Raw genomic sequence first — 24,222 nt, 5'->3', positions numbered from 1 at the left:
ATGCCGGGCGTGCGGGCGGCGCGGTGGCCGCGCCCGCCCCGCCGTCTTCGCAGGACGCGCATGATCCCACTGTCGGTCCGTTCCGGTCCGTCCGCGATGTGTGATGTGCCACCCGGTGGAACCATCGTCACGGTCCGCGACGTTTTTCCGTGTGCACGCACGCGTGGCCGGTTCTGATCAACACGCGCGCGTGTGACTGATCACCGGGCCCTTCCCCCGCGTACTAAAGGGTTCCGAGAGAAAGGCGGCGTGCGTGGACCTGCTCGACATCCTGCTGTTGCTGGTCGTCCTCGCCTACGCGGCGTCCGGCTACCGGCGCGGTCTGGTGGCCGGCTGTGTGTCGCTGGCGGGCTTCGTCGGCGGCGCGGTCGTCGGTGTGTGGATCCTGCCGTGGGTGATGGACCTGGTGGAGCCGGGGACGACACGCGCGACGGTGACGGCGGTGTTCACGGTGCTGCTCCCGGCGGTGGTGGGGCACGAGCTGGCGGGGCGCCTCGCGCTCAGGCTGCGGCGGGAGCTAGACAGGGGGCCGCTCCGCGTGGCGGACGGCATCGGCGGGGCCGTGGCCAACGCGGTCGCGGTGCTGATCGTGGCGTGGGTGGCCGCGAGCGTCCTGGGCGCTTCCTCGTCGCCGCTGATCACCTCGGCGATCCGGGACTCGCGGCTGCTCGGCGCCGTGCAGCGGACGATGCCGGACACGACTCCGGCCTGGTTCTCGGAGGCCACGTCCGCGCTGACCCAGGCGGGCTTCCCGCAGGTCTTCAACCCGTTCGAGAACGAGTCGACGGCCGAGGTCGCCCGCCCCTCCGGCGACAGTGTCACGGCGGCGGCCGCCAACGCCGCCAAGCTGAGCACGGTGAAGGTCGAGGGCGTCGCGGGCACCCAGGGCCGCGAGGGCAGCGGGTTCGTGTACGCGCGGGAGCACGTGATGACCAACGCCCATGTGGTGGCCGGCATCGACGAGCCGACGGTGCAGATCGGCGGGGTCGGGCGGACGTACGAGGCGCGGGTGGTGCTCTTCGACCCGGAGAAGGACGTGGCGGTGCTGTACGTGCCGGGTCTGAAGGCGCCCGTGCTGCGCTTCGACGACGACGCCGAGCGCGGCGACTCGGCGGTCGTCGCGGGCTACCCGGAGGACGGCGACCTGAACCTCCAGGCGGCGACGGTCGCGAACCGGGTGCGGGCGACGGGCCAGAACATCTACAACGACGGGACGGCCGTCCGCGAGATCTACTCGATCCGCTCCACGGTCCGCCCCGGCAACTCCGGCGGCCCCCTGCTCACCACGGACGGGCGGGTGTTCGGCGTGGTCTTCGCCCGCTCCACCACGGACGCCGAGACGGGCTACGTGCTGACGGCGGCCGAGGTCTCCTCCGACGCGGAACGGGCGGCGGACGCGACGGCGCCGGTCGACACGGGCGAGCTGGCGGCCTCGTAGGAGCCCGTCGTCCGGCTCGGAGGAAGCGGCCCGTGAACACGTCGAACACGTCGTCGGCATTCCCACGCCGGGTCCCGGTCGCTGAGGGGTTTTCCGCGGTCGACCGGCAAGATTGAGCCATGCGACGTATCGCGGTGACCGGCGCATCCGGTCTCATCGGCAGCGCTCTGGTGCGGTCCCTGACCGCGGACGGGCACGAGGTGGTGCGCCTGGTGCGCCGGGCCCCCCGGTCGGCGGACGAGGTCCACTGGGATCCGGAGGGAGGGGACGTGGACGCGGCCGGGCTGGCCGGGTGCCACGCGGTGGTCAATCTGGCGGGAGCGGGGGTCGGCAACCGCCGCTGGACGGAGGCGTACAAGCAGCGGATCCGCGCCGGCCGAGTGCACGGCACGGCGGCGCTCGCCCGGGCGATCGCCTCGCTGGACGAGCAGGACCGGCCGCGGGTTTTCGTGAACGGCAGCGCCATCGGCTACTACGGCGAGACCGGGGACCGTGCCGTCGACGAGAGCGCCCCGGCGGGCGAGGGCTTCCTGCCGGAGCTGTGTGTGGAGTGGGAGGGAGCCGCGTCGCCCGCCCAGGAGGCCGGCGTCCGCACGGTGTGCACCCGGACCGGGCTGGTCGTGTCCCGCCACGGCGGTGCGTGGGGGCGGCTGTTCCCGCTGTTCCGGGCCGGGTTGGGCGGGCGCATGGGCGACGGGCGGCAGTTCTGGTCGTTCGTCGCGCTGCACGACGAGGTCGCCGCGATCCGGCACCTCATCGACACCGACGGTCTGTCCGGGCCGTTCAACCTCACCGCCCCGAACCCCGTGACGAACCGTGAGATCACGGCCGCGATGGGACGCGTGCTGCACCGCCCGACGCTGTTCGCCGTGCCGGCGCCCGTCCTGCGGACCGTGCTCGGCGAGATGGCCGGGGACGTGCTGGGCAGCGCCCGGGTGCTGCCGACGCGGCTGCTGGAGTCCGGGTTCCGGTTCGCCTTCCCGGAGATCGAGGGAGCGATCCGGGCCGCGCTGTGACGCCGGGCCGGGAAGGCTCCCGCCCCGCACACCAGCCCCCTGCGACCACTTCTTGCCCATAAGGCGTTCGTATGCGACCGCCGTGCGACCGTGCCCTGTCCATGCGCGACTCCCCCTGACCGATCACGGCCCTACCCTCGTCCAGAACTCGCGTATCCCTGCGGCCTGTTGAGGGCATGACGTCTCCAGCGCCCGCGCAACCTCGAGGAGGGGCACGTGCTTGAGCCCGCGTACCAGGCGGACGTGGTCGTCGTGGGGGCCGGGGTCGCCGGACTCTCGGCCGCGCACCGGCTGACCAGCGCAGGAGTGACCACCATGGTCCTGGAGGCCGCCCACGGCGTCGGCGGCCGCATGGCGACGGAGAAGGTCGACGGCTTCCGGCTCGACCGGATCGGCCAGTTGCTGTCCACGGCGTATCCCGAACTACGGCTGACCCCCGGTCTGGGCGGGCTGGTGCTGCGCCCGTTCGCACCCGGTGTCCTGCTGCACGGCGACGGGCGCCACCACCGCGCGGGTGTCCAGCCGGGCGCAGGGGGCGCACGAGGCGCACTGCACGCGGTACGTGCGCTGGCGAGTGCTCCCCGGTCTCCGTCCGCGCCCCGGCCGCCGAGGAGGCCGGTGGCCGTGCCCGGGCGGCAGGTCTCCGTGCCCCGGAGCCGGTCCGGCGCCCCGCTGGGCACGGCCGTCGACCAGGCCCGCCTCGGCGCCGCCCTGACCCGGCTGGCGGGCACCCCGGCCGAGCGGCTGCTGGCCCGCCCGGAGTTGCCCGCCGGTGAGGCCCTGGCGGCCCGCGGACTGCCCTCCCGGACCATCGACGGCTTCCTGCGCCCGCTGCTCGCCGCCCTGCTGTGCGACCCGGACCTGACGACGTCCAGCCGGTGCGCGGACCTCGCGCTGCGGGCCTTCGCCGGCGGCCGGCTGTGCGTGCCGGAGGGCGGCGCCGAGGCCCTGCCGGAGCTGCTGGCCCGGACGCTGCCGGCGGGCACGGTGCACACGGGCGTGCGCGTCACGTCCGTCTCGACGACCTCGGTGACCACCGCGGAGCACGGTGAGATCCGGTGCCGGGCGGTGCTGGTGGCCACGGACGCCAGGGCCGCGGCGGAACTGCTGCCCGGGTTGCGGGTGCCGGAGTTCCATCCGGTGACGGTGCTGCACCACACGACCGACGAGCCGCCGGGGACGGGGGCGTCACTGCTGCTCGACGCGGACCTCGGCGGGCCGGTCGCGCACACGGCGGTGATCAGCGAGGTCGATCCGTCCCGCGCTCCGGCCGGACGGGCGCTGGTGTCCTCGACGGTCCTGGGACGGCCGCCGGGGGGTGTGGACACGGCCGTGCGGATGCAGCTGGCGCGGCTGTACGGGATGTCGACGGCGCGGTGGGAGACGTTGGCCGTGTATCAGACGGTGGAGGCCGTGCCCGCGATGCGGCCGCCGCATGATCTGCGGCGGCCGGTGCGGTTGATCGCCGGGCTGTATGTGTGTGGGGATCACCGGGACACCAGTACGGTGCAGGGTGCTCTGCACTCGGGGCACCGTGCGTCCGCGGCGATTCTGGCGGACTTGGGGGCGGGGCGGTCTCTGCATGTTGCGGACCCGCTGCCGACGGTGCCGCGGGCTGCTTAGGTGCTTCGTCGGCTGCGGGTTCGTTGTGGCCGTTCGCGCAGTTCCCCGCGCCCCTAAAGAAGGGCCGCTACTTTGTCGCGGTAGGTCCGCACCGGCGCCGCGTCCTTGTACGGCTCCAGTCGTCGCTCGAAGTCCCTCACGTACTCCACCGCCCGTACCGAGCGCATCTCGGCCGCCTGGCCCGCCGCCTCCGCGGCCAGCTGGCAGGCCTGGTCGAGTTCGCCGAGGCCCAGGCGGGCGGTGGCGAGGACGACCCGGCAGAACAGGCGGCTGCGGGCGTAGGACGGGGCCCGGAGCTGGAGTGAGCGTTCCGCGTGCTGGGCGGCGGCGCGGAACTGCTGCAGGTCGCGGTGGCAGTGGCCGAACTCGTCGGCGAGCTGGGCCTCGTCGAAGAACTTCGCCCAGTGCGGTACGTCGTCCCCGGGCCGGGCCGTCTCCAGGGCGCGCTCGGCGCGGACCAGGGCCGCGGTGCAGGCCCGGACCTCGCCGAGCACTCCGTGCCCGCGCGCCTCGGAGGCGTGCAGCAGGGCCTGGACGACGGGCGGGCCGGAGGTGCCGACGCCCTGCTGGGCCACGCGGGCGAGCTGGACGGCCTCCCGCCCGTGCCCCAGGTAGACGGCCTGCCGGCTCATGGTGACCAGCACGTACGCCCCGTACGCCCGGTCCCCGGCCGCCTGGGCGAGCCGGAGCGCCTGCACGAAGTAGCGCTGGGCGAGGCCGTGCGCGGCGATGTCGTACGACGTCCAGCCCGCGAGGCGGGTCAGGTCGGCGGCGGCCGCGAACAGGCGGCGGCCGGTCTGCTCGCCGTAGGTGCCGCGCAGCATCGGCTCGCACTCGTGCTCCAGGTAGCGCACGAGGGCCTGGCGGGCGTGGCCGCCGCCGTAGGCGTCGTCGAGCGTGCGGAACAGCTCGCCGACCGAGCGCAGCGCGGCGATGTCGCCGGCGGTGACCTTCTGGCCGGGGCCGCGCTCGGCCTGGCCGCGCTGGCGGGGCAGGGACGGCACGCCCGGCTCGGCCGGGGGGCGGAGGGCGGGACGGCCCTGCGCCGGGATGCGGGCGGCGGCCGGCTCGCCCCGGGCGACCTTCTCGTCGGCGCGGCCGATCAGCCAGTCCCGGCTGGGCACGACGAGCCCGGCCGGGGTGAAGGCGATCTTCCGCAGCTCGGCGTGGCTGCCGGAGTCCTTGCGCCACAGCCCGCTGACGATGTCGACGGCCTCCTCGGGGGTGGCGGCGAACTCCAGCCCCGCGTAGACGGGGGCGCAGGCGTCCAGGCCGAGGTCCTGGGCGGTGAGGCGGCGGCCCAGGCGCCGGGTGAAGACCTCGGCGATCAGGGCGGGTGTGGTGCCCCGGGGCTGCTGGCCGCGCAGCCATCGGGTGACGGAGGTCTTGTCGTATCTCAGGTCGAGCCCGTGTTCGAGACCGAGCTGGTCCACGCGACGGGCGAGTCCCGCGTTGGAGAACCCCGCTTCTGCGATGAGCGCGGCGAGCTGTCGGTTGGGGGTGCGCTGCGCGGGTCGTTCCGTCATCTGCGGTACGGTCTCCTGCCTTCCGGCCTTCGTGATGTGCGCGGATTCGCCTGTGAGCAGGCGTTATGCCTTGCCGAACGGCGCGAATGTAGCGGAGAGTAAGCGTGCGATCACACATTTTCCCGGACATTCATCCGATCGTGTGAGGATTGACCCCGGAACTGACGCGTGCAGGCCGGACGTACAGTGGCTTGGGCGCGATACGTGCCTTACACACCCGTTCGAGGGAGGCGCTTGCCGTGAGTGAGTTGCGGTTCGTCCGCATGGGGTTCGGTGACGAGGCCGTCGAGTACCAGGAGGCCTGGGACGAGCAGCGCCGGGTGCACGCGGCGCGCTTCGCCGACGAGGTCCCCGACACCGTACTGCTCCTGGAGCACCCCCCGGTCTACACGGCCGGGCGGCGCACGGCGGACAACGAGCGGCCCCTGGACGGCACGCCGGTCATCGACGTGGACCGCGGCGGCAAGATCACCTGGCACGGCCCCGGCCAGCTGGTCGGCTACCCCATCCAGAAGCTCCCGCGCCCGGTGGACGTCGTGGCCCACGTACGCCGCCTCGAAGAGGCCCTGATCCGCACGTGCGCGGAGTTCGGCCTGGAGACCACCCGGGTCGAAGGCCGCAGCGGGGTGTGGGTGCTGGGCGACCCGGTCGAGCAGCGGCCGGCGCTCGGCGGGCTGTCCCTGGACTTCGACCCGCGGCTGCACGACGAGGAGTTCGACCCGCGCCTGAACGGCCCGGAGTACGCCCCGTCCAACGCCGGTCAGCGCCGCGAGGACCGCAAGATCGCGGCGATCGGCATCCGGGTCGCCAAGGGCGTCACGATGCACGGCTTCGCGCTCAACGTGAACCCGGACAACAAGTGGTTCGACCGGATCATCCCGTGCGGCATCCGCGACGCGGGCGTGGCCTCCCTCGCCGGTGAGCTCGGCCGGGACGTGACGATCGAGGAGGTCCTGCCGGTGGTCGAACGCCACCTGCGGGAGGTCCTGGAGAACGCCGAGCTGAAGCCCCGGGAGATCGAGAGGACACCGGCGGCATAAAAGCGCGCGGGGAGGGGCTGACACCACACAGAGGCATTCAAATCTACGGGCGTACCCTTGAGGGCGCCGAAGAATCAAACGCTAGGGAGCCGGTCGTGTCCGCAGTCGCACCCGACGGACGCAAGATGCTGCGCCTGGAGGTCCGCAACAGCCAGACCCCCATCGAGCGCAAGCCCGAGTGGATCAAGACCCGGGCGAAAATGGGCCCCGAGTACACGAAGATGCAGAACCTCGTGAAGAGCGAGGGCCTGCACACGGTCTGCCAGGAAGCCGGCTGCCCGAACATCTACGAGTGCTGGGAGGACCGCGAGGCGACCTTCCTCATCGGCGGCGACCAGTGCACCCGGCGCTGCGACTTCTGCCAGATCGACACCGGCAAGCCCGAGGCGCTCGACCGCGACGAGCCGCGCCGCGTGGGCGAGTCCGTCGTCGCGATGGACCTGAACTACGCCACGATCACCGGCGTCGCCCGCGACGACCTGGAGGACGGCGGCGCCTGGCTGTACGCGGAGACGGTCCGGCAGATCCACCAGCAGACGGCGGGCCGTGAAGGCGGCCACACCAAGGTCGAGCTGCTCGCCCCCGACTTCAACGCCGTGCCGGAGCTGCTGGAGGAGGTCTTCGCCTCCCGCCCCGAGGTCTTCGCGCACAACGTCGAGACGGTCCCGCGGATCTTCAAGCGGATCCGCCCCGGCTTCCGCTACGAGCGCTCCCTGAAGGTCATCACCGAGGCCCGCGACTACGGCCTCGTCACCAAGTCGAACCTGATCCTCGGCATGGGCGAGACCCGCGAGGAGGTCAGCGAGGCGCTGAAGCAGCTGCACGACGCGGGCTGCGAGCTGGTCACGATCACGCAGTACCTGCGCCCCTCCGTGCGCCACCACCCGGTGGAGCGCTGGGTCAAGCCGCACGAGTTCGTGGAGCTGAAGGAGGAGGCCGAGCAGATCGGCTTCTCCGGCGTGATGTCCGGCCCGCTGGTGCGCTCCTCGTACCGCGCCGGGCGCCTCTACCGGATGGCCATGGAGCAGCGGGACGCGCGCATCGCGGCCCAGGCCGTCTGACGAACCGTCACCGTCCCGGCAGGGAAAGGGCGTCGCCGCCCTGCCCGCCAAAGGGCGAGACAAGCGTGTGAATTCGCGCACAAGACACTACCCGCTGGTAGCGGCCGATATGACGCGGTCCCGACCGTCCTCGCAGATGAGGGCACATGTCGGGACCGCGTCGCCGTTTCTCGGCTCCCCGCCAGGGCTTCATGGGTGTTTGACCGGTCGGACACGCCCTGGTAACACCAATCAGTGACGCTGGACTCACAGCACGTACACCCGCTCCCGAGGGGGGACCTCACCCATGCAGGCCGCGCCCGTTCGCGCCACCGCGATTCCGTCCTTCACGACCGCCCTGCGTGCCGTCGAGTCGCTGCTGCTGAGCAGCGGTCAGCGCACCGCCCGCCGCAACGCCTGGACCTCCGTGCTGGAGGACCGCCGGCGCGCCAAGGACCGGGTCGAGGCGCAGCGCGTCCTCGAGCAGTCCGTTTCCCGGTCCGTCTCCGTCCGCCCCTGAGCCCGGGCCTCTCCCCCACGGGGCCCCGCGGACACTGCCGTCGTCCGCGCTTGTGGGGCCACGTAGACTTCGTGGCATGGCGAGGAAGGAAACTGCAGCGGACGCTGCGAACCCCGGGCGACTGAAGCAGATCGCCCTGACCTACAAGATGACCCGCAGGGCCGACAAGAAGATCGGTCTTGTACTCGCGGCAGTCGGAATCGTCACCTTCGGTGTCTTCCTCGCGATCGGTTTCTTGATCGGTCACCCCATCTATCTCGGCATCCTGGGCCTCCTGCTCGCCTTCCTCGCGACGGCGATCGTGTTCGGGCGCCGGGCCGAGCGAGCGGCCTTCGGGCAGATGGAGGGACAGCCCGGCGCGGCGGCGGCGGTGCTCGACAACATCGGCCGGGGCTGGACGACGACCCCCGCGGTGGCGATGAACCGCAACCAGGACGTGGTGCACCGCGCGGTCGGCAAGGCCGGCATCGTCCTGGTCGCCGAGGGCAACCCGAACCGGGTGAAGTCTCTGCTCGCCGCCGAGAAGAGGAAGATGAACCGCATCGTCGCGGACGTTCCCGTGCACGATCTGGTCGTGGGCACCGGCGAGGACCAGGTCGAGCTGAAGAAGCTGCGCACGACCATGCTGAAGCTGCCGCGCGTGCTGACCGGCCCGCAGGTCACCGCCACCAACGACCGGCTGCGCGCCCTCGGCGATCTGATGAGCAACATGCCGCTGCCGAAGGGGCCGATGCCGAAGGGCATGCGGCTGCCGAAGGGCGGGCCGAAGGCCCGCTGATCCCCCGCAACGCGTATGACGAAGGGGCGCCCGGAGTGATCCGGGCGCCCCTTCGTCATACCGCGGACGTCAGATACGGACCTCGACCGTGCCCGCCAGCCGGTCGTGCAGGCCGCGGCCGTCGCGGTCCCAGATCAGGGCGGGGACGGCGAGGAAGAGCAGGACCGTGCGCAGGGCGGAGCGCCAGGGGCTGACCCGGCCGGTGTCCAGGGCGAGCACCCGCAGGCCGAGGAGCCGCTTGCCCGGGGTGAAGCCGACCGTACCGACCGTGAGCACCATCAGAGCGAACATGATGAGCGGCGCCCAGATCTGCGCGGCCTCGTTGTAGCTCTGCGTGATGAGGCCGTATGCGATCAGGAGGCTCAGGCCCCAGTCCACGGCCAGGGCGGCGAGGCGGCGGCCCGGGCGGGCGATCGAGCCGGGTCCCTCCTCGGGCAGACCGAGCTGCTCGCCCCGGTATCCGAAGTCGACACCGGCCTCTTCCGCGGCCGCGCGGGGCCCGGAGAGCCACGATCCGAGTGCTTGCCTGTTGTCCACCTGTCCACGGTACTGCGCCCGTAAATGACCAGGGCACGGCGGGGTGTGTCCGGGCTACGGTGTGAGGGGAGCCGGTTAACTTGTGCGAAACAAATGAGTCACGCCAGAGAAATCACCCGTCCCTAGGGTCGAGGTCAGCGTGTGCCACCCGCACTGGCCGCACGAACGAACTACCACCCCGGCGGGACGGTCGGGAGTAGGAGGAGCTGGATGTTCCAGAACGCCGACGAGGCCAAGAAGTTCATCGCGGACGAGGACGTCAAGTTCATCGACGTCCGCTTCTGCGACCTCCCGGGCGTGATGCAGCACTTCACGGTGCCTGTCGACGCGTTCGACCCGGACGACGAGCTCGCCTTCGACGGATCCTCGATCCGGGGTTTCCAGGCCATTCACGAGTCCGACATGGCGCTGCGCGCGGACCTGTCGACCGCCCGGGTCGACCCGTTCCGCCGTGACAAGACGCTGAACATCAACTTCTTCATCCACGACCCGATCACGGGCGAGCAGTACTCCCGTGACCCGCGCAACGTGGCGAAGAAGGCCGAGGCGTACCTGGCGTCGACGGGCATCGCCGACACCGCCTACTTCGGTCCCGAGGCCGAGTTCTACGTCTTCGACAGCGTCCGCTTCGCGACCAGCGCGAACGAGTCCTTCTACCACATCGACTCCGAGGCGGGTGCCTGGAACACCGGCGCCCTCGAGGACAACCGTGGTTACAAGGTCCGCTACAAGGGCGGTTACTTCCCGGTCCCGCCGGTCGACCACTTCGCCGACCTGCGTGCCGAGATCTCCCTGGAGCTGGAGCGGGCCGGCCTGAAGGTCGAGCGCCAGCACCACGAGGTGGGCACCGCCGGCCAGGCCGAGATCAACTACAAGTTCAACACGCTGCTCGCCGCCGCCGACGACCTCCAGCTCTTCAAGTACATCGTGAAGAACGTGGCGTGGAAGAACGGCAAGACCGCGACCTTCATGCCGAAGCCGATCTTCGGTGACAACGGCTCGGGCATGCACGTCCACCAGTCGCTGTGGTCGGGCGGCTCCCCGCTCTTCTACGACGAGGCCGGTTACGCGGGCCTGTCGGACACCGCCCGCTACTACATCGGCGGCATCCTCAAGCACGCCCCGTCGCTGCTGGCCTTCACCAACCCGACGGTGAACTCGTACCACCGCCTGGTGCCCGGCTTCGAGGCCCCGGTCAACCTGGTGTACTCGCAGCGCAACCGCTCCGCCGCGATGCGTATCCCGATCACGGGCTCGAACCCGAAGGCCAAGCGCGTCGAGTTCCGCGCGCCCGACTCCTCCGGCAACCCGTACCTGGCCTTCTCGGCGCTGCTGCTCGCGGGCCTGGACGGCATCAAGAACAAGATCGAGCCGGCCGAGCCGATCGACAAGGACCTGTACGAGCTGGCTCCCGAGGAGCACGCGGGCGTCCCGCAGGTCCCGACCTCGCTCCCGGCCGTCCTCGACTCCCTCGAGGCCGACCACGAGTTCCTCCTCCAGGGCGACGTGTTCACGCCGGACCTGATCGAGACGTGGATCGACTACAAGCGCACGAACGAGATCGCACCGCTGCAGCTGCGTCCGCACCCGCACGAGTTCGAGCTGTACTTCGACGTGTGATCGACGCGTCCGTCGTACCTGCGGTGCCCCCGTCTCCTTCCCGGAGGCGGGGGCACCGTCGTATGCCCGGATCCCGCTTCACAGACGGCCCCGGACAGGGGATTATCAGCACTGACACTGTTGTTCGAGGAAGGTTTACGGGGATGTCCGAACGGCACGACGACGAGCGGGAGTTCGACCTCAGATGGGCGGACAGCGCCGAGCACAAGGAGCCCTCGGCCCGTGCCCGCATGCTCGCCGCCCGGTGGAAGGACAACCCGCCCGGACCCGTGCCGTTCCGCGCCGACCCGGAGCACGTGGGTGCGCGCCGCCGGTCCTCATGGGTGTCGACGGCCGTGGTGCTCGGCTGTGTGGCGGCGGTGATCGTGCTGCTCGGGTACATCAACTTCCGGGCCCCCTACTAGGCGACCGGCCGTAATTCCTACGACCGGTCGCTCCGCCCGGCCTACGATCCACCGCAACGGCAGGTCGAGCGGGGGGGCGGGCATGGACGAGGACATCCGGGGCGGGGAAGCGGCCGTGGGACGGCTGGTGCAGGGGGCGCCTCTCGAGGAGGCTCTCGACGTCGCGGATCCGGGCGCCTGGACCGCCCTGGACGTCGGAGTGCGGGCTTGGGCGTGGTATCGGCCCGAGGATCTGCCGGACCGGGTCTGGGTCGAGAGCGGGGGTACGGCCGGTCGCGGGATGCTCCGCTTCGTCCGGCGGCGGCCCGGCTCCGCTCCCTCCGGATCCTCGGTCGAGCCGCGGCTCGCGCTCGCTCTCTGCCATCCCGACGGCCGGACGCGGGAGGCGGCCCTCGTCCGGGCCGCGGAGTACCCCGCGTTGCTGCCCCTCGTGGTCGTGCGTGCCGCCGACTGGGTCACGCCGGTGCGCGAGCGGGCCCGGAAGCTGGTGCGGGAGTGCCTCGATCCGGACACCGCCGTCTCCCTCGCGCCGTTGATCCTGCGCGTCGGGCGCCGTGACCGGGGGACGTACTCCGTCGAACTGCTCGGCGAGGTGCTGCGTCAGGCCTCGCCGCGTGGGAGGGTCGCCTCCCTGTTCGTCCACCCCGACCGCCGGGTGCGGCGGTTCGCCTACCGGCTCGCGTGCGAGGCGGGCCTGCTGTCCCCCGGCCGGCTGGCCCGTACCGCTGCCCGGGACGACGACGTCGTCATCCAGACCTTGTGCGCCGAGGCGTCCCTGGCCGCCGTACGGGAGGCCGGAGACTACGACGACGTGCTCGAACCGCTGCTGGCTGCGCGCAACCCGCGGGCGCGTTCCGCAGGGGTCACCGCCCTGCGCCGGGCCGGGCGGACCGAGCGGGGAGTGGAGTTCCTGGGTGACCGGTCGGCCCTGGTGCGGGCCTGTGCGCGCTATGTCGTCCGGCAGGGGGGAGCGGATCCGCTGCCCTGGTACCGGCAACGGTGTGCGGAAGCGGGCGATCCGGCGCTGCCGCCCGGTGCGGTCGCCGGGCTGGCGGAGTGCGGGGAACGCGGGGACGCCGCGTTGCTGCGGCCGCTGCTCGCGCACCCCGTGCCGGCGGTACGGGCCAGGGCGGTGGCGGGGCTGCGGGCGCTGGACGTGACGGACGTGGAGCGGGTGCGTCCGCTGCTCGACGACGCAGCACCCGGTGTCGTACGGCAGGTCACCGCCGCTCTGCTGCCGTCCGCGGCCCTGCTTCCCGAAGCGTGGCTGACCGAGCGCCTCGCGCCGGATCGGCCCCGGCACGTGCGCGTCGCCGCGTTCCGCCTGCTGGAGGCGCGGGGCGGGATCGTACGGCTGCGGGCCACGGTCTCGCTGTTGGGTGATCCGGAGGTGAAACTGCGGACTCGAGCTGCCCGGTCGGTGCAGGGCTGGTATCCGGCGCTGGTGCGCGACGACGAGGAGGGCGGCGAATTGCTGGCGCGGGCACGGCGTCTGCTCGCGAGCGGCTGCTAGCGTCCGGCCCCGTGGGCGGCAATGTGTACGTGGGTAACGCGGGGCGGGACGCGGTGTTCGACCGGGGATGGATTCTCGGGCACTTCAAAGACGTCGGGGATCCGCGTCACAGCGAGGCGGTGGAGGTCAAGTGGGGTGTGCACCCGCGGGGCGACGCGCGCTCGCGGTGGGTGCGGGGTGAGGAGCGGACGGCGCTCCTGGTGCTGATCAGCGGGCGCTTCCGCGTCGAACTCCCCGGGCGGAGCGTGCTGCTGGAGCAGCAGGGTGACTACGTGGTGTGGGGACGCGGCGTCGATCATTCCTGGTACGCGGAGGAGGAGTCGGTGGTGCTGACCGTGCGGTGGCCGTCGGTGCCCGGGTACGCGGTGGCCGCCGACGGCTGACGTCTTTGCCGGTCCTGGGGGCGATCACGACCCGTTCATGGGCGGGCCCGGGTGCACACTGGCAGTGGGACGAGTGCGTGAGCTGCGGGGTGATGCAGATGCACAGCCGCTTCCGGGACGACCGGCGGTTGACCACCCGTATGGGGATCACACTGTTCCTGCTCGGTCTGCTGTACGTGGGGTTCGTCGCCGCGTTGGTCGTGCTGCTGAAGTCGTGGGTGCTGGTCGTGGTGGTCGCGGCGGCGCTGCTCGGCGCGCAGTACTGGTTCTCGGACCGGATCGCGCTGTACGCCATGCGCGGCCGGGTCGTGGAGCGCGAGGAGTTTCCCGAGCTGCACGCGGTGATCGACCGGATGTGCGCCCTCGCGGACATGCCCAAGCCGGTGGTCGCCGTGTCCGATATGGACATGCCGAACGCGTTCGCGACCGGGCGGAATCCCGACCACGCCGTGGTCTGCGTGACGACCGGGCTGCTCAGGCGGCTGGAGCCGGCCGAGCTGGAGGGCGTGCTCGCGCACGAGCTGTCGCACGTGGCGCACAAGGACGTCGCCGTGATCACCGTCGCCTCGTTCCTCGGTGTGCTCGCGGGGCTGATCGTCCGGTTCGCGTTCTACTCGCAGGCGTTCGGCGGGGGCCGCAGGGACCAGAACACGGCTGCCGTCTTCGCCGCGGTGATGGGCGTGTCGGCCGCGGTGTACGCGATCAGCTTCCTGCTGATCCGCGCCCTGTCCCGGTACCGGGAACTGGCCGCGGACCGGTCCGCGGCGCTGCTCACCGGCCGCCCCTCGGCGCTGGCCTCCGCGCTCACCAAGGTCTCCGGCGACATCGCCCGCATCCCGTCGAAGGACCTGCGCACGGCCCAGGCGTTCAACGCGTTCTACTTCACGCCGGCGCTGGGCCGCGAGCCCGGCGTCGCACGGCTCTTCTCGACCCACCCGAGCCTTCAGGAGCGGCTCGACCAGCTGGGCCGGATCTCCGCCGAACTGGGCGAGGCAGCGGCGCCCGGAGGGGTGTGAGCGGAGCATGGGGCTGCTGGACATCCTGCTCGGCCGGACGAAGCCGGTCGAGGCGGATCTCGACCGGCTCTTCGCGCTGCCGTCGGCGGCCGTGACGCTGGAGGCCGCCGCGGGCTTCACCCCGACCGGGCAGGGGGCGGTGTGCTTCGCCACGGTCGAGGGCGCGGCCTTCGAGCAGACCCACCGCGAGGTGCAGGCACTGCTGGACGCCGACACCGACCGCGACGGCCCGCCGGTGCGGCTGACGCAGGACGACTACGGCTACTCCTGGCTGGTCTCGCACCGCGCCCCCGACCAGCTGGTGTCGCTCGTGAACGACCTGCACGCCGTCAACAGCCAGATGGAGGTCAACGGGTTCGGCCCCCAACTGCTGTGCTCGCTGGCCGGTTTCCAGGACCGGTCGGGGCGGCGGCTCGCGCTGGTCTACCTCTACAAGCGCGGCACGTTCTACCCGTTCGCGCCCCTGCCCGGCGAGGCGCAGCGGCGCGACAACGCGCTGGAGCTCCAGGTGCGGGCCGTGCTCGCCGACGACCTGACGGTCGAGCAGGACCTGGGCCGCTGGTTCCCCGTGTGGGGAGCGCCGGGCCTGTGATCCGCCCCGCACGGGCCCGCGCCGCGTGAATGATGGGCCGTATGAGTGAGCTGATCCCTTTCACGCACGCCGTCGACGGTGAACGGCTGAGCGGGCTGGTCGGCGGCGGTGAGCCGGCCAGGGCGAGCGTCGTACTGCTGCACGGCGCCGGCAACGGCAGCAAGGAGAGGCTGGTGCCGTTACTGGAGGAGTTCGCCGCACACGGCTGCCGTGCCCTCGCCTTCGACTTCTCGGGACACGGGGCGAGCACGGGCGTGCTGCGGGAGTCGAGCCTGCGCCGCCGCTTCGAGCAGGCCGTGTCCGTTATCGACGCGCACGCGCGCGTGGCCGGGCCGCTGGTCCTGGTCGGGTTCAGCATGGGCGGTCAGACCGTGGCCGATCTCGTCCGGCACTACGGGGGCCGGGTGGCGGGGCTGGGGCTGTGTGCTCCGGCGGTGTACGCGGGCGAGGCGTGGGACGTGCCGTTCGGCGACGGCGACGGGCGGTTCAGCGAGATCATCCGCCGGCCCGGGAGCTGGCGTGCGGCGCCCGCGCTGGAGGTGCTGCGGGCGTACGAGGGGCGGGCGGTGCTCGCGGTGCCGGGCACGGACGCGGTCATCCCGCCCGCCGTGACGGAGGCCGTCTCGGCGGCGCTGGCCCGGCGCGCGCGGTTCACCCACTGGGAACTCCCGGAGGCGGAGCACCGGTTGGGCCGGTGGTTCCGCGACCATCCCGGCGACCGGCGGGAGTTCGTCACCGCCGTGCTGACCGGGCTGGACGGGCAGGGCCGGGCGGCCACGCGCGCGTGCGGGTGACCAAGCGGCCTCCGAGGGCCGTACGGCCGACAGGTCCGCGTTCCTGACGGGCGGCTGGGGCGTGCTTGTCAGTGGTGTCCGCGATGATGCAATCGGGTCGGAGGGACGCGACGAGGGGAGTCCGGCATGGGCGCGGAGCGGTACATCGGTGTGGCCGAGCGACGGGCGCGGCTCGCGCTGCGGCAGCGGCTGGCCGGACAGGCCCGGGCGGGGACGCCCGAAGAGGTCGCCGACGCGCTCGTCGCCCTGCACGGCACGGATCCGGCGACGGTGTACCTGGCCGTGGGCGCGCGGCTCGCCGACCCTGCGAAGACGGTGGAGGAGACCGGGCGCGCGCTGTACGAGGAGCGTTCCCTGGTGCGGATGCACGGCATGCGGCACACGGTGTTCGTCTTCCCCACCGGCCTCACCGCCGTCGTGCACGCCTCGACCGGGCTGGCGGTCGCCGCCCGGGAGCGGGCCGCGCTGCTCAAGCACATGGCCGCGGCCGGGGCGCCGGACGCGGCCTGGCTGAAGGAGGTCGAGGAATCGGCGCTGGCGGCACTCGCCCGGCGCGGGCAGGCGACGGCGGCCGAACTCGCCCAGGACGAGCCGCGGCTGCGCGAGCAGTTCGTGTACGGGGCCGGCAAGAGCTACGAGGGGCTGCACACGGTCTCGACGCGGCTGCTGAAGGTGCTGGGCGTCGAGGGCAAGGTCGTACGCGGCCGGCCGCTCGGCTCCTGGACGTCCAGTCGGTTCCGCTGGGCCGTCGCCCCCGAGCACCCCGAGCTTGACGCCGCCGAGGCGCAGGCGGAGCTGCTGAGTCGGTGGCTCGCCGCGTGCGGTCCGGCGACGGAGGCCGACCTCAAGTGGTGGACGGGGTGGCGGGTGACGGACGTCCGCAGGGCGCTGGCCGCGTGCGGAGCGCGGTCGGTGACGCTGGACGAGGGCACGGGGTACGTGGTGGAGGACGACGTCGACGTGGTGTCCGCGCCGGACGAGCCCTGGGCGGCCCTGCTGCCCGGACTCGACCCGACGGCGATGGGGTGGCAGCAGCGCGACTGGTACCTCGCGCCGGAGCTGCGGCCCCTGCTGTTCGACGGCAGCGGCAACGTCGGGCCGACGGTGTGGTGGAACGGCCGGGTGATCGGCGGCTGGGCCCAGCGCGCCGACGGGGAGATCACCTGGCGGATCCTCGACGGGGAGGGCGTCGGCCGGGAGGCCCGGGCGGCGATCGAGACGGAGGCGGAACGGCTGAGCGGATGGGTGGGGACGACCAGAATCACCCCACGCTTCCGCACGCCGCTGGAGAAGCAATTGGCGACGGGGTAGGCACCCGCACCCCCGAGCCCGCCGCGGGCCGGAAACGGCCACCACCGGACGGCACCGCCACCCGGCAAGGGCCACCACCGGACGGCACCGCCACCCCGAAAGGCCCCCGGAAAGACCACCCGCTACGCCGTCTTCCCCCCACCCCGTACGAACACCCCGGCACGAGCCGCGATCGCGGCCGCCTCGGCGGCCCGGTCGGCCGCGGCCTCGTCGAGTCGGCCGCCGCTGATCAGCAGGTGGTAGTAGAGCGGAGCGGACACGGCCCGGATCACGTCGTGCGGGTCGGTGCCCTCCGGCACCTCGCCCCGGTCGACCGCCTGCCGGACGCAGGGGGCCCACTCCCTGACACGGATGTCGTAGAAGCGGTGCAGCGCCGCGGCCGTCTTCGCGTCACCCGTCGCGGCGGCGATCAGCGCCTTGAACAGCGCGCCCTGCCGGGGATCCGTCAACGTCCGCTGGACGAGCCGGGCGTTGGCCGTCAGGTCGCCGAGCAGCGAGCCGGTCTCGGTGCGCGGCGCCGACTGCTCCGCCATGTCCTGGAGGAGGTCGGCCACCAGACCCGTCACCGTCCCCCAGCGGCGGTAGACGGTCGTCTTGCCCACCTGGGCGCGCCGCGCGATGTCGGCCAGGTCGAGCCCGGTGAAGCCCTGCTCGGTCAGGGCGTCCTCGGCCGCCCGCAGCACCGCCTCCCGCACCCGCGCCGTGCGCCCGCCGGGGCGTACGGTCCCCGGCTCGACCCCGCCAGCCATAACGGCACTCCCGTTCCATTAATCGTCCCGCCCTGCTACCTTAGCCCTCACTAACGGGACCATAGATCCGTTAGCAATCGACAAGGGGGTTCCGATGGAATACAGACGACTGGGTGCGTCCGGGCTCATGGTCCCGGCGCTGAGCTTCGGAGCCGGCACCTTCGGCGGCCGAGGTCCGCTCTTCGGCGCCTGGGGCACGACCGACGCGCGGGAGGCGCGCCGCCTGGTGGACATCTGCCTGGACGCCGGGATCACGATGTTCGACACCGCCGACGTCTACTCCGCCGGAGCCTCCGAAGAGGTGCTGGGAGAGGCGATCAAGGGCCGCCGGGACCAGGTGCTCGTCTCCACCAAGACGAGCCTGCCGACGGGCGACGGACCGGGCGACGCGGGTTCCTCCCGCTCCCGGCTGATCACCGCCTGCGAGGACGCGCTGCGCAGACTCGGCACCGACCACATCGACCTGTTCCAGCTCCACGCCTTCGACGCCGGGACGCCGGTCGAGGAGGTGCTGGCGACCCTCGACACGCTCGTGCGGGCGGGCAAGGTGCGCTACGTCGGCGTCTCCAACTTCTCCGGCTGGCAGGTGATGAAGTCCCTCGCGGCGGCGGAGCGGCACGGGCACCCGCGCTACGCGGCCCACCAGGTCTACTACTCCCTCCTCGGCCGGGACTACGAGTGGGAGCTCATGCCGCTCGCCCTGGACCAGGGCCTCGGCGCGATCGTCTGGAGCCCGCTCGGCTGGGGGCGCCTCACCGGCAGGATCCGCCGGGGCGCACCGCTCCCGCCCGACAGCCGGCTGCACCGCACCGCCGACTACGGACCGCCCGTCGCCGAGGAGCACCTCTACGGCGTGGTGGACGCGCTGGAGGAGATCGCCGAGGAGACGGGCCGTGCCGTGCCGCAGATCGCCCTCAACTGGCTGCTCCAGCGGCCGACGGTGTCCTCCGTCATCATCGGCGCCCGCGACGAGCGGCAGCTGCGCCAGAACCTCGGCGCCGTCGGCTGGGCCCTGACCCCCGAGCAGGTGGCGAGACTCGACGCGGCGAGCCACCGCCCGGCGCCGTACCCGTACTTCCCCTACGAGCGCCAGGAGGGCTTCGCCCGCCTGAACCCGCCCCTGTTCGCCGCGCCGGGCCGGGCGGCATGACAGAGCGCCGGACGCCCCGGGTACACAGGGCGGCCGGCGCTCGGAATCGGCCGGGTCAGCGCGCGTAACGCATGAGCGCCCGCACCATGTGACACGTCGTGTCCGACGGCGGGTGGACGCCGATCAGCTCCGCCGTGCTGCGGATCGTCTCGTTGCGGGCCTGGTTCGGCAGGTAGACGCCGGAGTCGAGCAGGGCGATGGCGAGTCGCATCGCCTTGAGACGGCGGTTGTGCGTGACGTACCACTCGCGCGGCCGGCCCGGCGGCAACGGCCGCTTCTCCACGGGCGCGTACGGCAGGTCGAGCAGGACGGGGCGCTTCGCGGTGGACTGGGTGGGCAGCGGCTTCGACGTCAGAGCGGCAGCGGGCACAGGCATCCTCCTGTCGCGGTCGGGCGGCCCACGGAGACTTCGACGTCCCCGGCGCCACCCTCGAACACTGCTTACAGTTTACCGCCGGGCACTGACAACGGGGAGGCCGCAGAGCGCGGCAAACTCCCAGGTGGGGCGGGGAATTGGCGTCGCGTCACGGCAGGTCCGCAAGGTGCGGGTGAGTCTGCAGAAAATCGAACAGGCCCTGCGGCGCGTACCGTGGCCCCATGGAGATCTGGATCAATCCCGCCTGTTCGAAGTGCCGCAGCGCGGTGCAGCTGCTCGACACCGAGGGCGCCGACTACACCGTCCGCCGCTACCTGGAGGACGTGCCGAGCGAGGACGAGATCCGGGGCGTCCTCACGCGCCTCGGTCTCGAACCCTGGGACATCACCCGCACACAGGAGGCCGCGGCCAAGGAACTCGGCCTCAAGGAGTGGCCGAAGGACGCCGGTTCGCGCGACCGGTGGATCAAGGCGCTCGCCGAGCACCCCAAGCTGATCCAGCGCCCGATCATCACGGCGGACGACGGCACGGCGGTGGTGGCGCGCAGCGACGAGGCCGTACGGGACGCCCTGTCACGCTGACAGCCGGTCAGCCCCCGCGCGTGGCGCAGGTCACTCTGCTGACTCCTGTAAACCGCTGAGCAACCTCGTTCGGTATCTCGTACATAGCGGCGTACGCTCCCCTACCTCTTCAGGAGGCGCGCATGTCGCGCAGGAGAACGCTCGGTACGAAGAAGAAACTCGCGCTGCTGGTGAGCGCTGCGGCGGTGGCGGGAGGCGGGGCCTTCGTCATGGCGAGTACGTCGAACGCCGCGCAGACCCCCAAGTCCTCGGCGGAGTCGACGGTCTGCCTGGGTCTCGCCACCGCCCTCGGCAACAACCAGAAGTTCATCGCGGACCAGCGGGCCAACCCCGACGCGCAGTCCGAGGCGCGGATCGCCAACCGCGAGGCGGTCGTCGCGGAGATCAAGCGGAAGCAGGAGGCGTCGGGGTGCGTGGCAGGGGAGTCGGCTCAGGACTCCCAGCCCGCACAGCCGGCGCCGCCCCGGCAGCCGGCGGAGTCGGCGGAGCCCTCGCAACCTGCGGAAAACCCCGGTGGCGGCGCTGCGGGCTCCGGGCAGCAGGTGTGCAACGGCTCCACCGTCACGCTCTCCGGCGAGGGCGGAGCGCCCGCCGCGTCCAGCAACCAGTTCCCGGCCGGCACGAAGCTGAAGGTCACCAACCTGGACAACGCCAAGTCCACGACGGTGGAGGTCACTTCGGTCTCCGGCAGCTGTGTGCTGCTCAACAACGCGGCCTTCGAGCAGGTCCGTGAGCCCGGCAAGTTCCTCATCCGCCGGGCCGTGATCGAGAAGGTGGGGTGAGGCCGGACGATCGGGTGAGTCACTGAGGGGGCGGCCCACCCCTCGGGCCGCCCCCCGTACGTGTCACCGGTCCCGCCGCCCCCGGCCAGGGGCGGCGGGACAAACACCCTCACACCGTGACCTGCGGCACAGCGCCACCAGGTAACACGGGGTTCACATTCGAGCAATGGCCGGGAAATCGCCTGTTGACAAGCTGCCGGGCAACTACGGCGGCGCCCCAGTGCCGCAGCGCCGCAGCACCCGCGATACGCGCCCAGACACACCCCCGAAGGATGTGGCCCGTGACCTTCAAGGCTGAGTACATCTGGATCGACGGCACCGAGCCGACGGCCAAACTGCGTTCCAAGACCAAGATCATCGCGGGTTCCCCCGCCGGTCTCGACGCGCTGCCGATCTGGGGCTTCGACGGGTCCTCCACCAACCAGGCCGAGGGCCACGCCTCGGACTGCGTCCTGAAGCCGGTCTTCACCTGCCCGGACCCGATCCGCGGCGGCGACGACGTGCTGGTGCTGTGCGAGGTGCTGAACATCGACCTCACCCCGCACCCGAGCAACACGCGTGCCGCGCTGGCCGAGGTCGCGGAGAAGTTCGCGGCGCAGGAGCCGATCTTCGGCATCGAGCAGGAGTACACGTTCTTCCAGGACGGCTACCCGCTCGGCTTCCCCAAGGGCGGCTTCCCGGCCCCGCAGGGCGGCTACTACTGCGGCGTCGGCGCCGACGAGATCTTCGGCCGTGACGTCGTCGAGGCCCACCTGGAGAACTGCCTGAAGGCCGGTCTCGGCATCTCCGGCATCAACGCCGAGGTCATGCCGGGCCAGTGGGAGTTCCAGGTCGGCCCGCTCGCCCCGCTGGAGGTCTCGGACCAGCTGTGGGTGGCCCGCTGGCTGCTCTACCGCACCGCCGAGGACTTCGACATCGCCGCCACCCTCGACCCGAAGCCGGTCAAGGGCGACTGGAACGGCGCCGGTGCGCACACCAACTTCTCCACCAAGGCGATGCGCGAGGGCTACGACGCGATCATCACCGCGTGCGAGGCGCTCGGCGAGGGCTCCAAGCCGCTCGACCACGTCAAGAACTACGGCGCCGGCATCGACGACCGCCTGACCGGTCTGCACGAGACCGCCCCGTGGGACAAGTTCTCCTACGGCGTCTCCAACCGCGGCGCCTCGGTCCGTATCCCGTGGCAGGTCGAGAAGGACGGCAAGGGCTACATCGAGGACCGCCGTCCGAACGCCAACGTCGACCCGTACGTGGTGACCCGCCTGCTCGTCGACACGTGCTGCTCGGCGCTGGAGAAGGCCGGCCAGGTCTGATCCACCCCACAGCTCCGCACAGGGGGCGCCCACCAGAGCGGTGGGCGCCCCCTCGCGTCGTGCCGGTGGGGTGACACACCCGACACCGGCTCGATGTCCAAGCAGTGAGAGAAGGGTCCCGGCAGTCGGCCCTCGTCTGCTTCAATGGGCCCATGGCCAGCTACCAGAAGCACACCGCGACGGGTCGCCATGACCTCGAGCCCTTCTGGCCTTCCCGTCAGCACCACGACTTCGACCGGGTGTGTTGCCGCGCGACGAACGCGCCGGCCCTCTAAAGCCGTACACCCCGGCCTTCGGCCAGCGCGCACCGCGTACGTCCTCGGCGGCCCCGACCACGAACTCGCGGCCGTCGACCTCCCGACGAACCCTTCGCGCGAAAGAGCTGACCTCTCATGGCGACCACTCGTTCCCTGTCCACCGCCACCCTCGACTCCTCCGCCCCCCATGGCCCCCGGCACCGGCTGCGCGCCGTCGACCGGGACGAGGTGGTGACGGTCGCGGATCTGCTGCCGCCCGGGGCCACCTGGCTGCCGGCTCCCCCGCACACCCTGCCCACCCTGCCCGGGCAGCCGCCGATGATCGGCTACCTGGTGCTCGTCCCGGCCGACCAGCAGCCGCCGTTCCCGGTGGCGGTGCCCGACCGGCCCGCGACGACGACCGGCCCCGAGTCCGAGCCGGGCGGCGAGCCGCTGATCCGCGTCGACACCGTGCGGCGCACCGCCGAGGTGGCCGGCCGGCCCCTCGACCTCACGTACCTGGAGTTCGAGCTGCTCGCCCACCTGGTGGCGCACCCGGGCCGGGTGCACACCCGGGACCAGCTGGTCGGCACGGTGTGGGGCTACGGGCACGTGGGCGACGGCCGCACGGTCGACGTCCACATCGCCCGGCTGCGCCGCAAGCTGGGCGCCGAGCACCGCGACACGATCCGGACGGTGCGCCGCGTCGGCTACAAGTACGTGCCGCCGACAGGCCACTGACCCGGCCCTCCGGCCCGGCCCCGACCCGCCCCGAGCGCGACTCCCCCGCCCGGCCGTCTGCTGACAGCAGATCCTCGTTCCGCCGCGCCGCCCCACCCGGCAGAGTCGGCGGTATGAGGCTTCTGATGCTGGGCGGTACGGAGTTCGCGGGGCGGCCCGTCGTGGAGGCGGCGCTGCGGCGGGGCTGGGAGGTGACCGTGTTCCACCGGGGGCGGCACGCGGCGCCGCCGGGCGTGCGGTCGCTGCGCGGCGACCGCACCGCGCCCGGCGGGCTGGCCGCCCTCGCCGAGGACCAGGGCGAGTGGGACGTCGTCGTCGACACCTGGTCGGCGGCGCCCCGCGCGGTGCGGGACGCGGCGCGGCTGCTGCGGGGCCGCGCCCGCCGGTACGTGTACGTGTCGAGCTGCTCGGTGTACGCGTGGGCCCCGCCCGCCGGGTACGGCGAGGACGCGCCCGTGGTGGAGGGGGCGTCGGCCGACGCGGAGCAGACCGACTACCCGCGGGACAAGCGGGGCGGTGAGCTGGCCGTCCTGGACGCCTTCGGCGAGGACCGGTCGGTGCTCGTGCGGGCCGGGCTGCTCCTCGGCCCGTACGAGAACGTCGGCCGGCTGCCCTGGTGGCTCGGCCGGACGGCGCGCGGCGGCCCGGTCCTGGCACCGGGCCCGCGCGAACTGCCCCTGCAGTACGTGGACGTGCGCGACCTCGCCGAGTGGATCCTGAACGCGGCGGAGCGGGAGCTCAGCGGGCCGTACAACCTGATGAGCCCGCAGGGGCACACCACCATGGGCGAGCTGCTGGACGCCTGCGTGCGGGTCACCGGCGGGGCGGCCGAACTCCGGTGGACGGAGCCGGAGGTGATCCTCCGGGCGGGTATCGAGCCGTGGACCGAGCTGCCGGTGTGGGTGCCGCCGGGCAGCGACCTGCACGACGCCCTGCACAGCGCGGACGTCTCCCGGGCGGTCGCGGCCGGGCTGCGCTGCCGGCCCGTCGAGGAGACCGTGGCCGACACCTGGCGGTGGCTCCAGGACATCGGCGGCACGGCACCCCAGCGCCCCGACCGGACGCGCAAGGGCCTCGACCCGGAGGTGGAGGCGAAGGTGCTCGCGGCCGGCGGGCCCGCGCAGGTGTAGGTAGCACCACCCC

General features: G+C 72.4%; 25 protein-coding genes. 21 read left to right on the top strand and 4 right to left on the bottom strand.

The features are described 5' to 3' along the window. Nucleotides 1-253: 253 nt before the first annotated feature. From ABZ386_RS03440 to ABZ386_RS03430, 3 genes are all read left to right on the top strand, one after another. Nucleotides 254-1,438: a MarP family serine protease gene (locus tag ABZ386_RS03440; RefSeq protein WP_351332114.1), complete on the top strand. Its 1,185-nt coding sequence runs from the start codon at nt 254-256 to the stop codon at nt 1,436-1,438. Nucleotides 1,439-1,557: 119 nt separating this feature from the next. Next, nucleotides 1,558-2,454, top strand: coding sequence for a TIGR01777 family oxidoreductase (locus tag ABZ386_RS03435; protein WP_351332117.1), 897 nt, complete (start codon nt 1,558-1,560; stop codon nt 2,452-2,454). Nucleotides 2,455-2,670: 216 nt separating this feature from the next. Further along, complete coding sequence (locus tag ABZ386_RS03430; protein WP_358963419.1) at nt 2,671-4,077, top strand: NAD(P)/FAD-dependent oxidoreductase; 1,407 nt, start codon at nt 2,671-2,673, stop codon at nt 4,075-4,077. Between the two features lie 53 nt (nt 4,078-4,130). Here ABZ386_RS03430 and ABZ386_RS03425 read toward each other — a convergent pair whose 3' ends face one another. Further along, nucleotides 4,131-5,603, bottom strand: a complete 1,473-nt coding sequence (locus tag ABZ386_RS03425) for a regulator (protein WP_351332123.1) — start codon at nt 5,601-5,603, stop codon at nt 4,131-4,133. Between the two features lie 239 nt (nt 5,604-5,842). On the opposite strand from ABZ386_RS03425, the gene lipB reads away from it, so the two are divergent. The 4 genes from lipB (at nt 5,843) to ABZ386_RS03405 (ending at nt 8,981) form a co-directional block, all read left to right on the top strand. Then, complete coding sequence (lipB, locus tag ABZ386_RS03420; RefSeq protein ID WP_351332126.1) at nt 5,843-6,643, top strand: lipoyl(octanoyl) transferase LipB; 801 nt, start codon at nt 5,843-5,845, stop codon at nt 6,641-6,643. Between the two features lie 95 nt (nt 6,644-6,738). Beyond that, nucleotides 6,739-7,704: a lipoyl synthase gene (gene lipA, locus ABZ386_RS03415; protein ID WP_356519371.1), complete on the top strand. Its 966-nt coding sequence runs from the start codon at nt 6,739-6,741 to the stop codon at nt 7,702-7,704. A gap of 286 nt (nt 7,705-7,990) precedes the next feature. Beyond that, a complete protein-coding gene (locus ABZ386_RS03410; protein WP_031114009.1) occupies nt 7,991-8,203 on the top strand; it encodes a hypothetical protein in 213 nt (70 codons plus the stop codon). Between the two features lie 76 nt (nt 8,204-8,279). Next, nucleotides 8,280-8,981 carry a DUF4191 domain-containing protein gene (locus tag ABZ386_RS03405; RefSeq protein WP_114251688.1) on the top strand — a complete coding sequence of 234 codons (702 nt, stop codon included), beginning with the start codon at nt 8,280-8,282 and terminating at the stop codon, nt 8,979-8,981. A 69-nt stretch (nt 8,982-9,050) separates the two neighbouring features. Here ABZ386_RS03405 and ABZ386_RS03400 read toward each other — a convergent pair whose 3' ends face one another. Beyond that, entirely contained in the window at nt 9,051-9,518 is a 468-nt protein-coding gene (locus tag ABZ386_RS03400) for an RDD family protein (protein ID WP_355719007.1), read from the bottom strand. 210 nt (nt 9,519-9,728) lie between these two features. Between ABZ386_RS03400 and glnA the strand changes: the two genes are divergently transcribed. The 8 genes from glnA (at nt 9,729) to ABZ386_RS03360 (ending at nt 17,151) form a co-directional block, all read left to right on the top strand. Continuing rightward, a complete protein-coding gene (glnA, locus tag ABZ386_RS03395) occupies nt 9,729-11,138 on the top strand; it encodes a type I glutamate--ammonia ligase (RefSeq protein WP_031114004.1) in 1,410 nt (469 codons plus the stop codon). Between the two features lie 143 nt (nt 11,139-11,281). Beyond that, the gene (locus tag ABZ386_RS03390) at nt 11,282-11,542 is read left to right on the top strand and encodes a hypothetical protein (protein WP_351332169.1); all 261 of its coding nucleotides are present in this window, start codon (nt 11,282-11,284) and stop codon (nt 11,540-11,542) included. Between the two features lie 82 nt (nt 11,543-11,624). Beyond that, nucleotides 11,625-13,055 carry a hypothetical protein gene (locus tag ABZ386_RS03385; protein ID WP_358963416.1) on the top strand — a complete coding sequence of 477 codons (1,431 nt, stop codon included), beginning with the start codon at nt 11,625-11,627 and terminating at the stop codon, nt 13,053-13,055. Nucleotides 13,056-13,066: 11 nt separating this feature from the next. After that, nucleotides 13,067-13,438: a signal peptidase I gene (locus ABZ386_RS03380; protein ID WP_358963413.1), complete on the top strand. Its 372-nt coding sequence runs from the start codon at nt 13,067-13,069 to the stop codon at nt 13,436-13,438. Between the two features lie 98 nt (nt 13,439-13,536). Beyond that, on the top strand, nt 13,537-14,454 hold the full coding sequence (gene htpX, locus ABZ386_RS03375; RefSeq protein ID WP_351332178.1) for a zinc metalloprotease HtpX: 918 nt from the start codon (nt 13,537-13,539) through the stop codon (nt 14,452-14,454). A 7-nt stretch (nt 14,455-14,461) separates the two neighbouring features. Next, the gene (locus ABZ386_RS03370) at nt 14,462-15,046 is read left to right on the top strand and encodes a hypothetical protein (protein ID WP_351332181.1); all 585 of its coding nucleotides are present in this window, start codon (nt 14,462-14,464) and stop codon (nt 15,044-15,046) included. Nucleotides 15,047-15,087: 41 nt separating this feature from the next. Then, nucleotides 15,088-15,840 (top strand): alpha/beta fold hydrolase, encoded by a 753-nt coding sequence (locus ABZ386_RS03365; RefSeq protein ID WP_358963411.1) that lies wholly within the window; start codon nt 15,088-15,090, stop codon nt 15,838-15,840. Nucleotides 15,841-15,966: 126 nt separating this feature from the next. Beyond that, nucleotides 15,967-17,151, top strand: coding sequence for a winged helix DNA-binding domain-containing protein (locus ABZ386_RS03360; protein WP_358963408.1), 1,185 nt, complete (start codon nt 15,967-15,969; stop codon nt 17,149-17,151). A gap of 122 nt (nt 17,152-17,273) precedes the next feature. Here ABZ386_RS03360 and ABZ386_RS03355 read toward each other — a convergent pair whose 3' ends face one another. Then, nucleotides 17,274-17,900, bottom strand: a complete 627-nt coding sequence (locus ABZ386_RS03355) for a TetR/AcrR family transcriptional regulator (RefSeq protein WP_351332189.1) — start codon at nt 17,898-17,900, stop codon at nt 17,274-17,276. A 94-nt stretch (nt 17,901-17,994) separates the two neighbouring features. On the opposite strand from ABZ386_RS03355, the gene ABZ386_RS03350 reads away from it, so the two are divergent. Further along, a complete protein-coding gene (locus tag ABZ386_RS03350) occupies nt 17,995-19,050 on the top strand; it encodes an aldo/keto reductase (RefSeq protein WP_351332192.1) in 1,056 nt (351 codons plus the stop codon). A 55-nt stretch (nt 19,051-19,105) separates the two neighbouring features. Here the strand turns inward: ABZ386_RS03350 and ABZ386_RS03345 are convergent, their stop codons facing one another. After that, nucleotides 19,106-19,420: a hypothetical protein gene (locus ABZ386_RS03345; RefSeq protein ID WP_351332195.1), complete on the bottom strand. Its 315-nt coding sequence runs from the start codon at nt 19,418-19,420 to the stop codon at nt 19,106-19,108. Between the two features lie 227 nt (nt 19,421-19,647). Here ABZ386_RS03345 and ABZ386_RS03340 point away from each other — a divergent pair, with 227 nt between their 5' ends. The 5 genes from ABZ386_RS03340 to ABZ386_RS03320 all read left to right on the top strand — a co-directional run bounded on the left by ABZ386_RS03340 (nt 19,648) and on the right by ABZ386_RS03320 (nt 24,209). Next, on the top strand, nt 19,648-20,007 hold the full coding sequence (locus ABZ386_RS03340) for an arsenate reductase family protein (RefSeq protein WP_355719031.1): 360 nt from the start codon (nt 19,648-19,650) through the stop codon (nt 20,005-20,007). A 122-nt stretch (nt 20,008-20,129) separates the two neighbouring features. Then, nucleotides 20,130-20,789, top strand: coding sequence for a hypothetical protein (locus ABZ386_RS03335; protein WP_355719034.1), 660 nt, complete (start codon nt 20,130-20,132; stop codon nt 20,787-20,789). A gap of 281 nt (nt 20,790-21,070) precedes the next feature. After that, nucleotides 21,071-22,102 (top strand): glutamine synthetase, encoded by a 1,032-nt coding sequence (gene glnII, locus ABZ386_RS03330; RefSeq protein ID WP_114251710.1) that lies wholly within the window; start codon nt 21,071-21,073, stop codon nt 22,100-22,102. A 392-nt stretch (nt 22,103-22,494) separates the two neighbouring features. Then, entirely contained in the window at nt 22,495-23,079 is a 585-nt protein-coding gene (locus ABZ386_RS03325) for a winged helix-turn-helix domain-containing protein (RefSeq protein ID WP_351332204.1), read from the top strand. Nucleotides 23,080-23,192: 113 nt separating this feature from the next. After that, entirely contained in the window at nt 23,193-24,209 is a 1,017-nt protein-coding gene (locus tag ABZ386_RS03320) for an NAD-dependent epimerase/dehydratase family protein (protein ID WP_358963405.1), read from the top strand. Nucleotides 24,210-24,222 lie beyond the last annotated feature (13 nt).

It is taken from the genome of Streptomyces sp. NPDC006140, from assembly GCF_040628815.1.
Taxonomy (GTDB): Bacteria; Actinomycetota; Actinomycetes; order Streptomycetales; family Streptomycetaceae; genus Streptomyces.
Note: the sequence above shows the minus strand (reverse complement) of the source record. Positions and strands in the feature narration are given on the sequence as shown.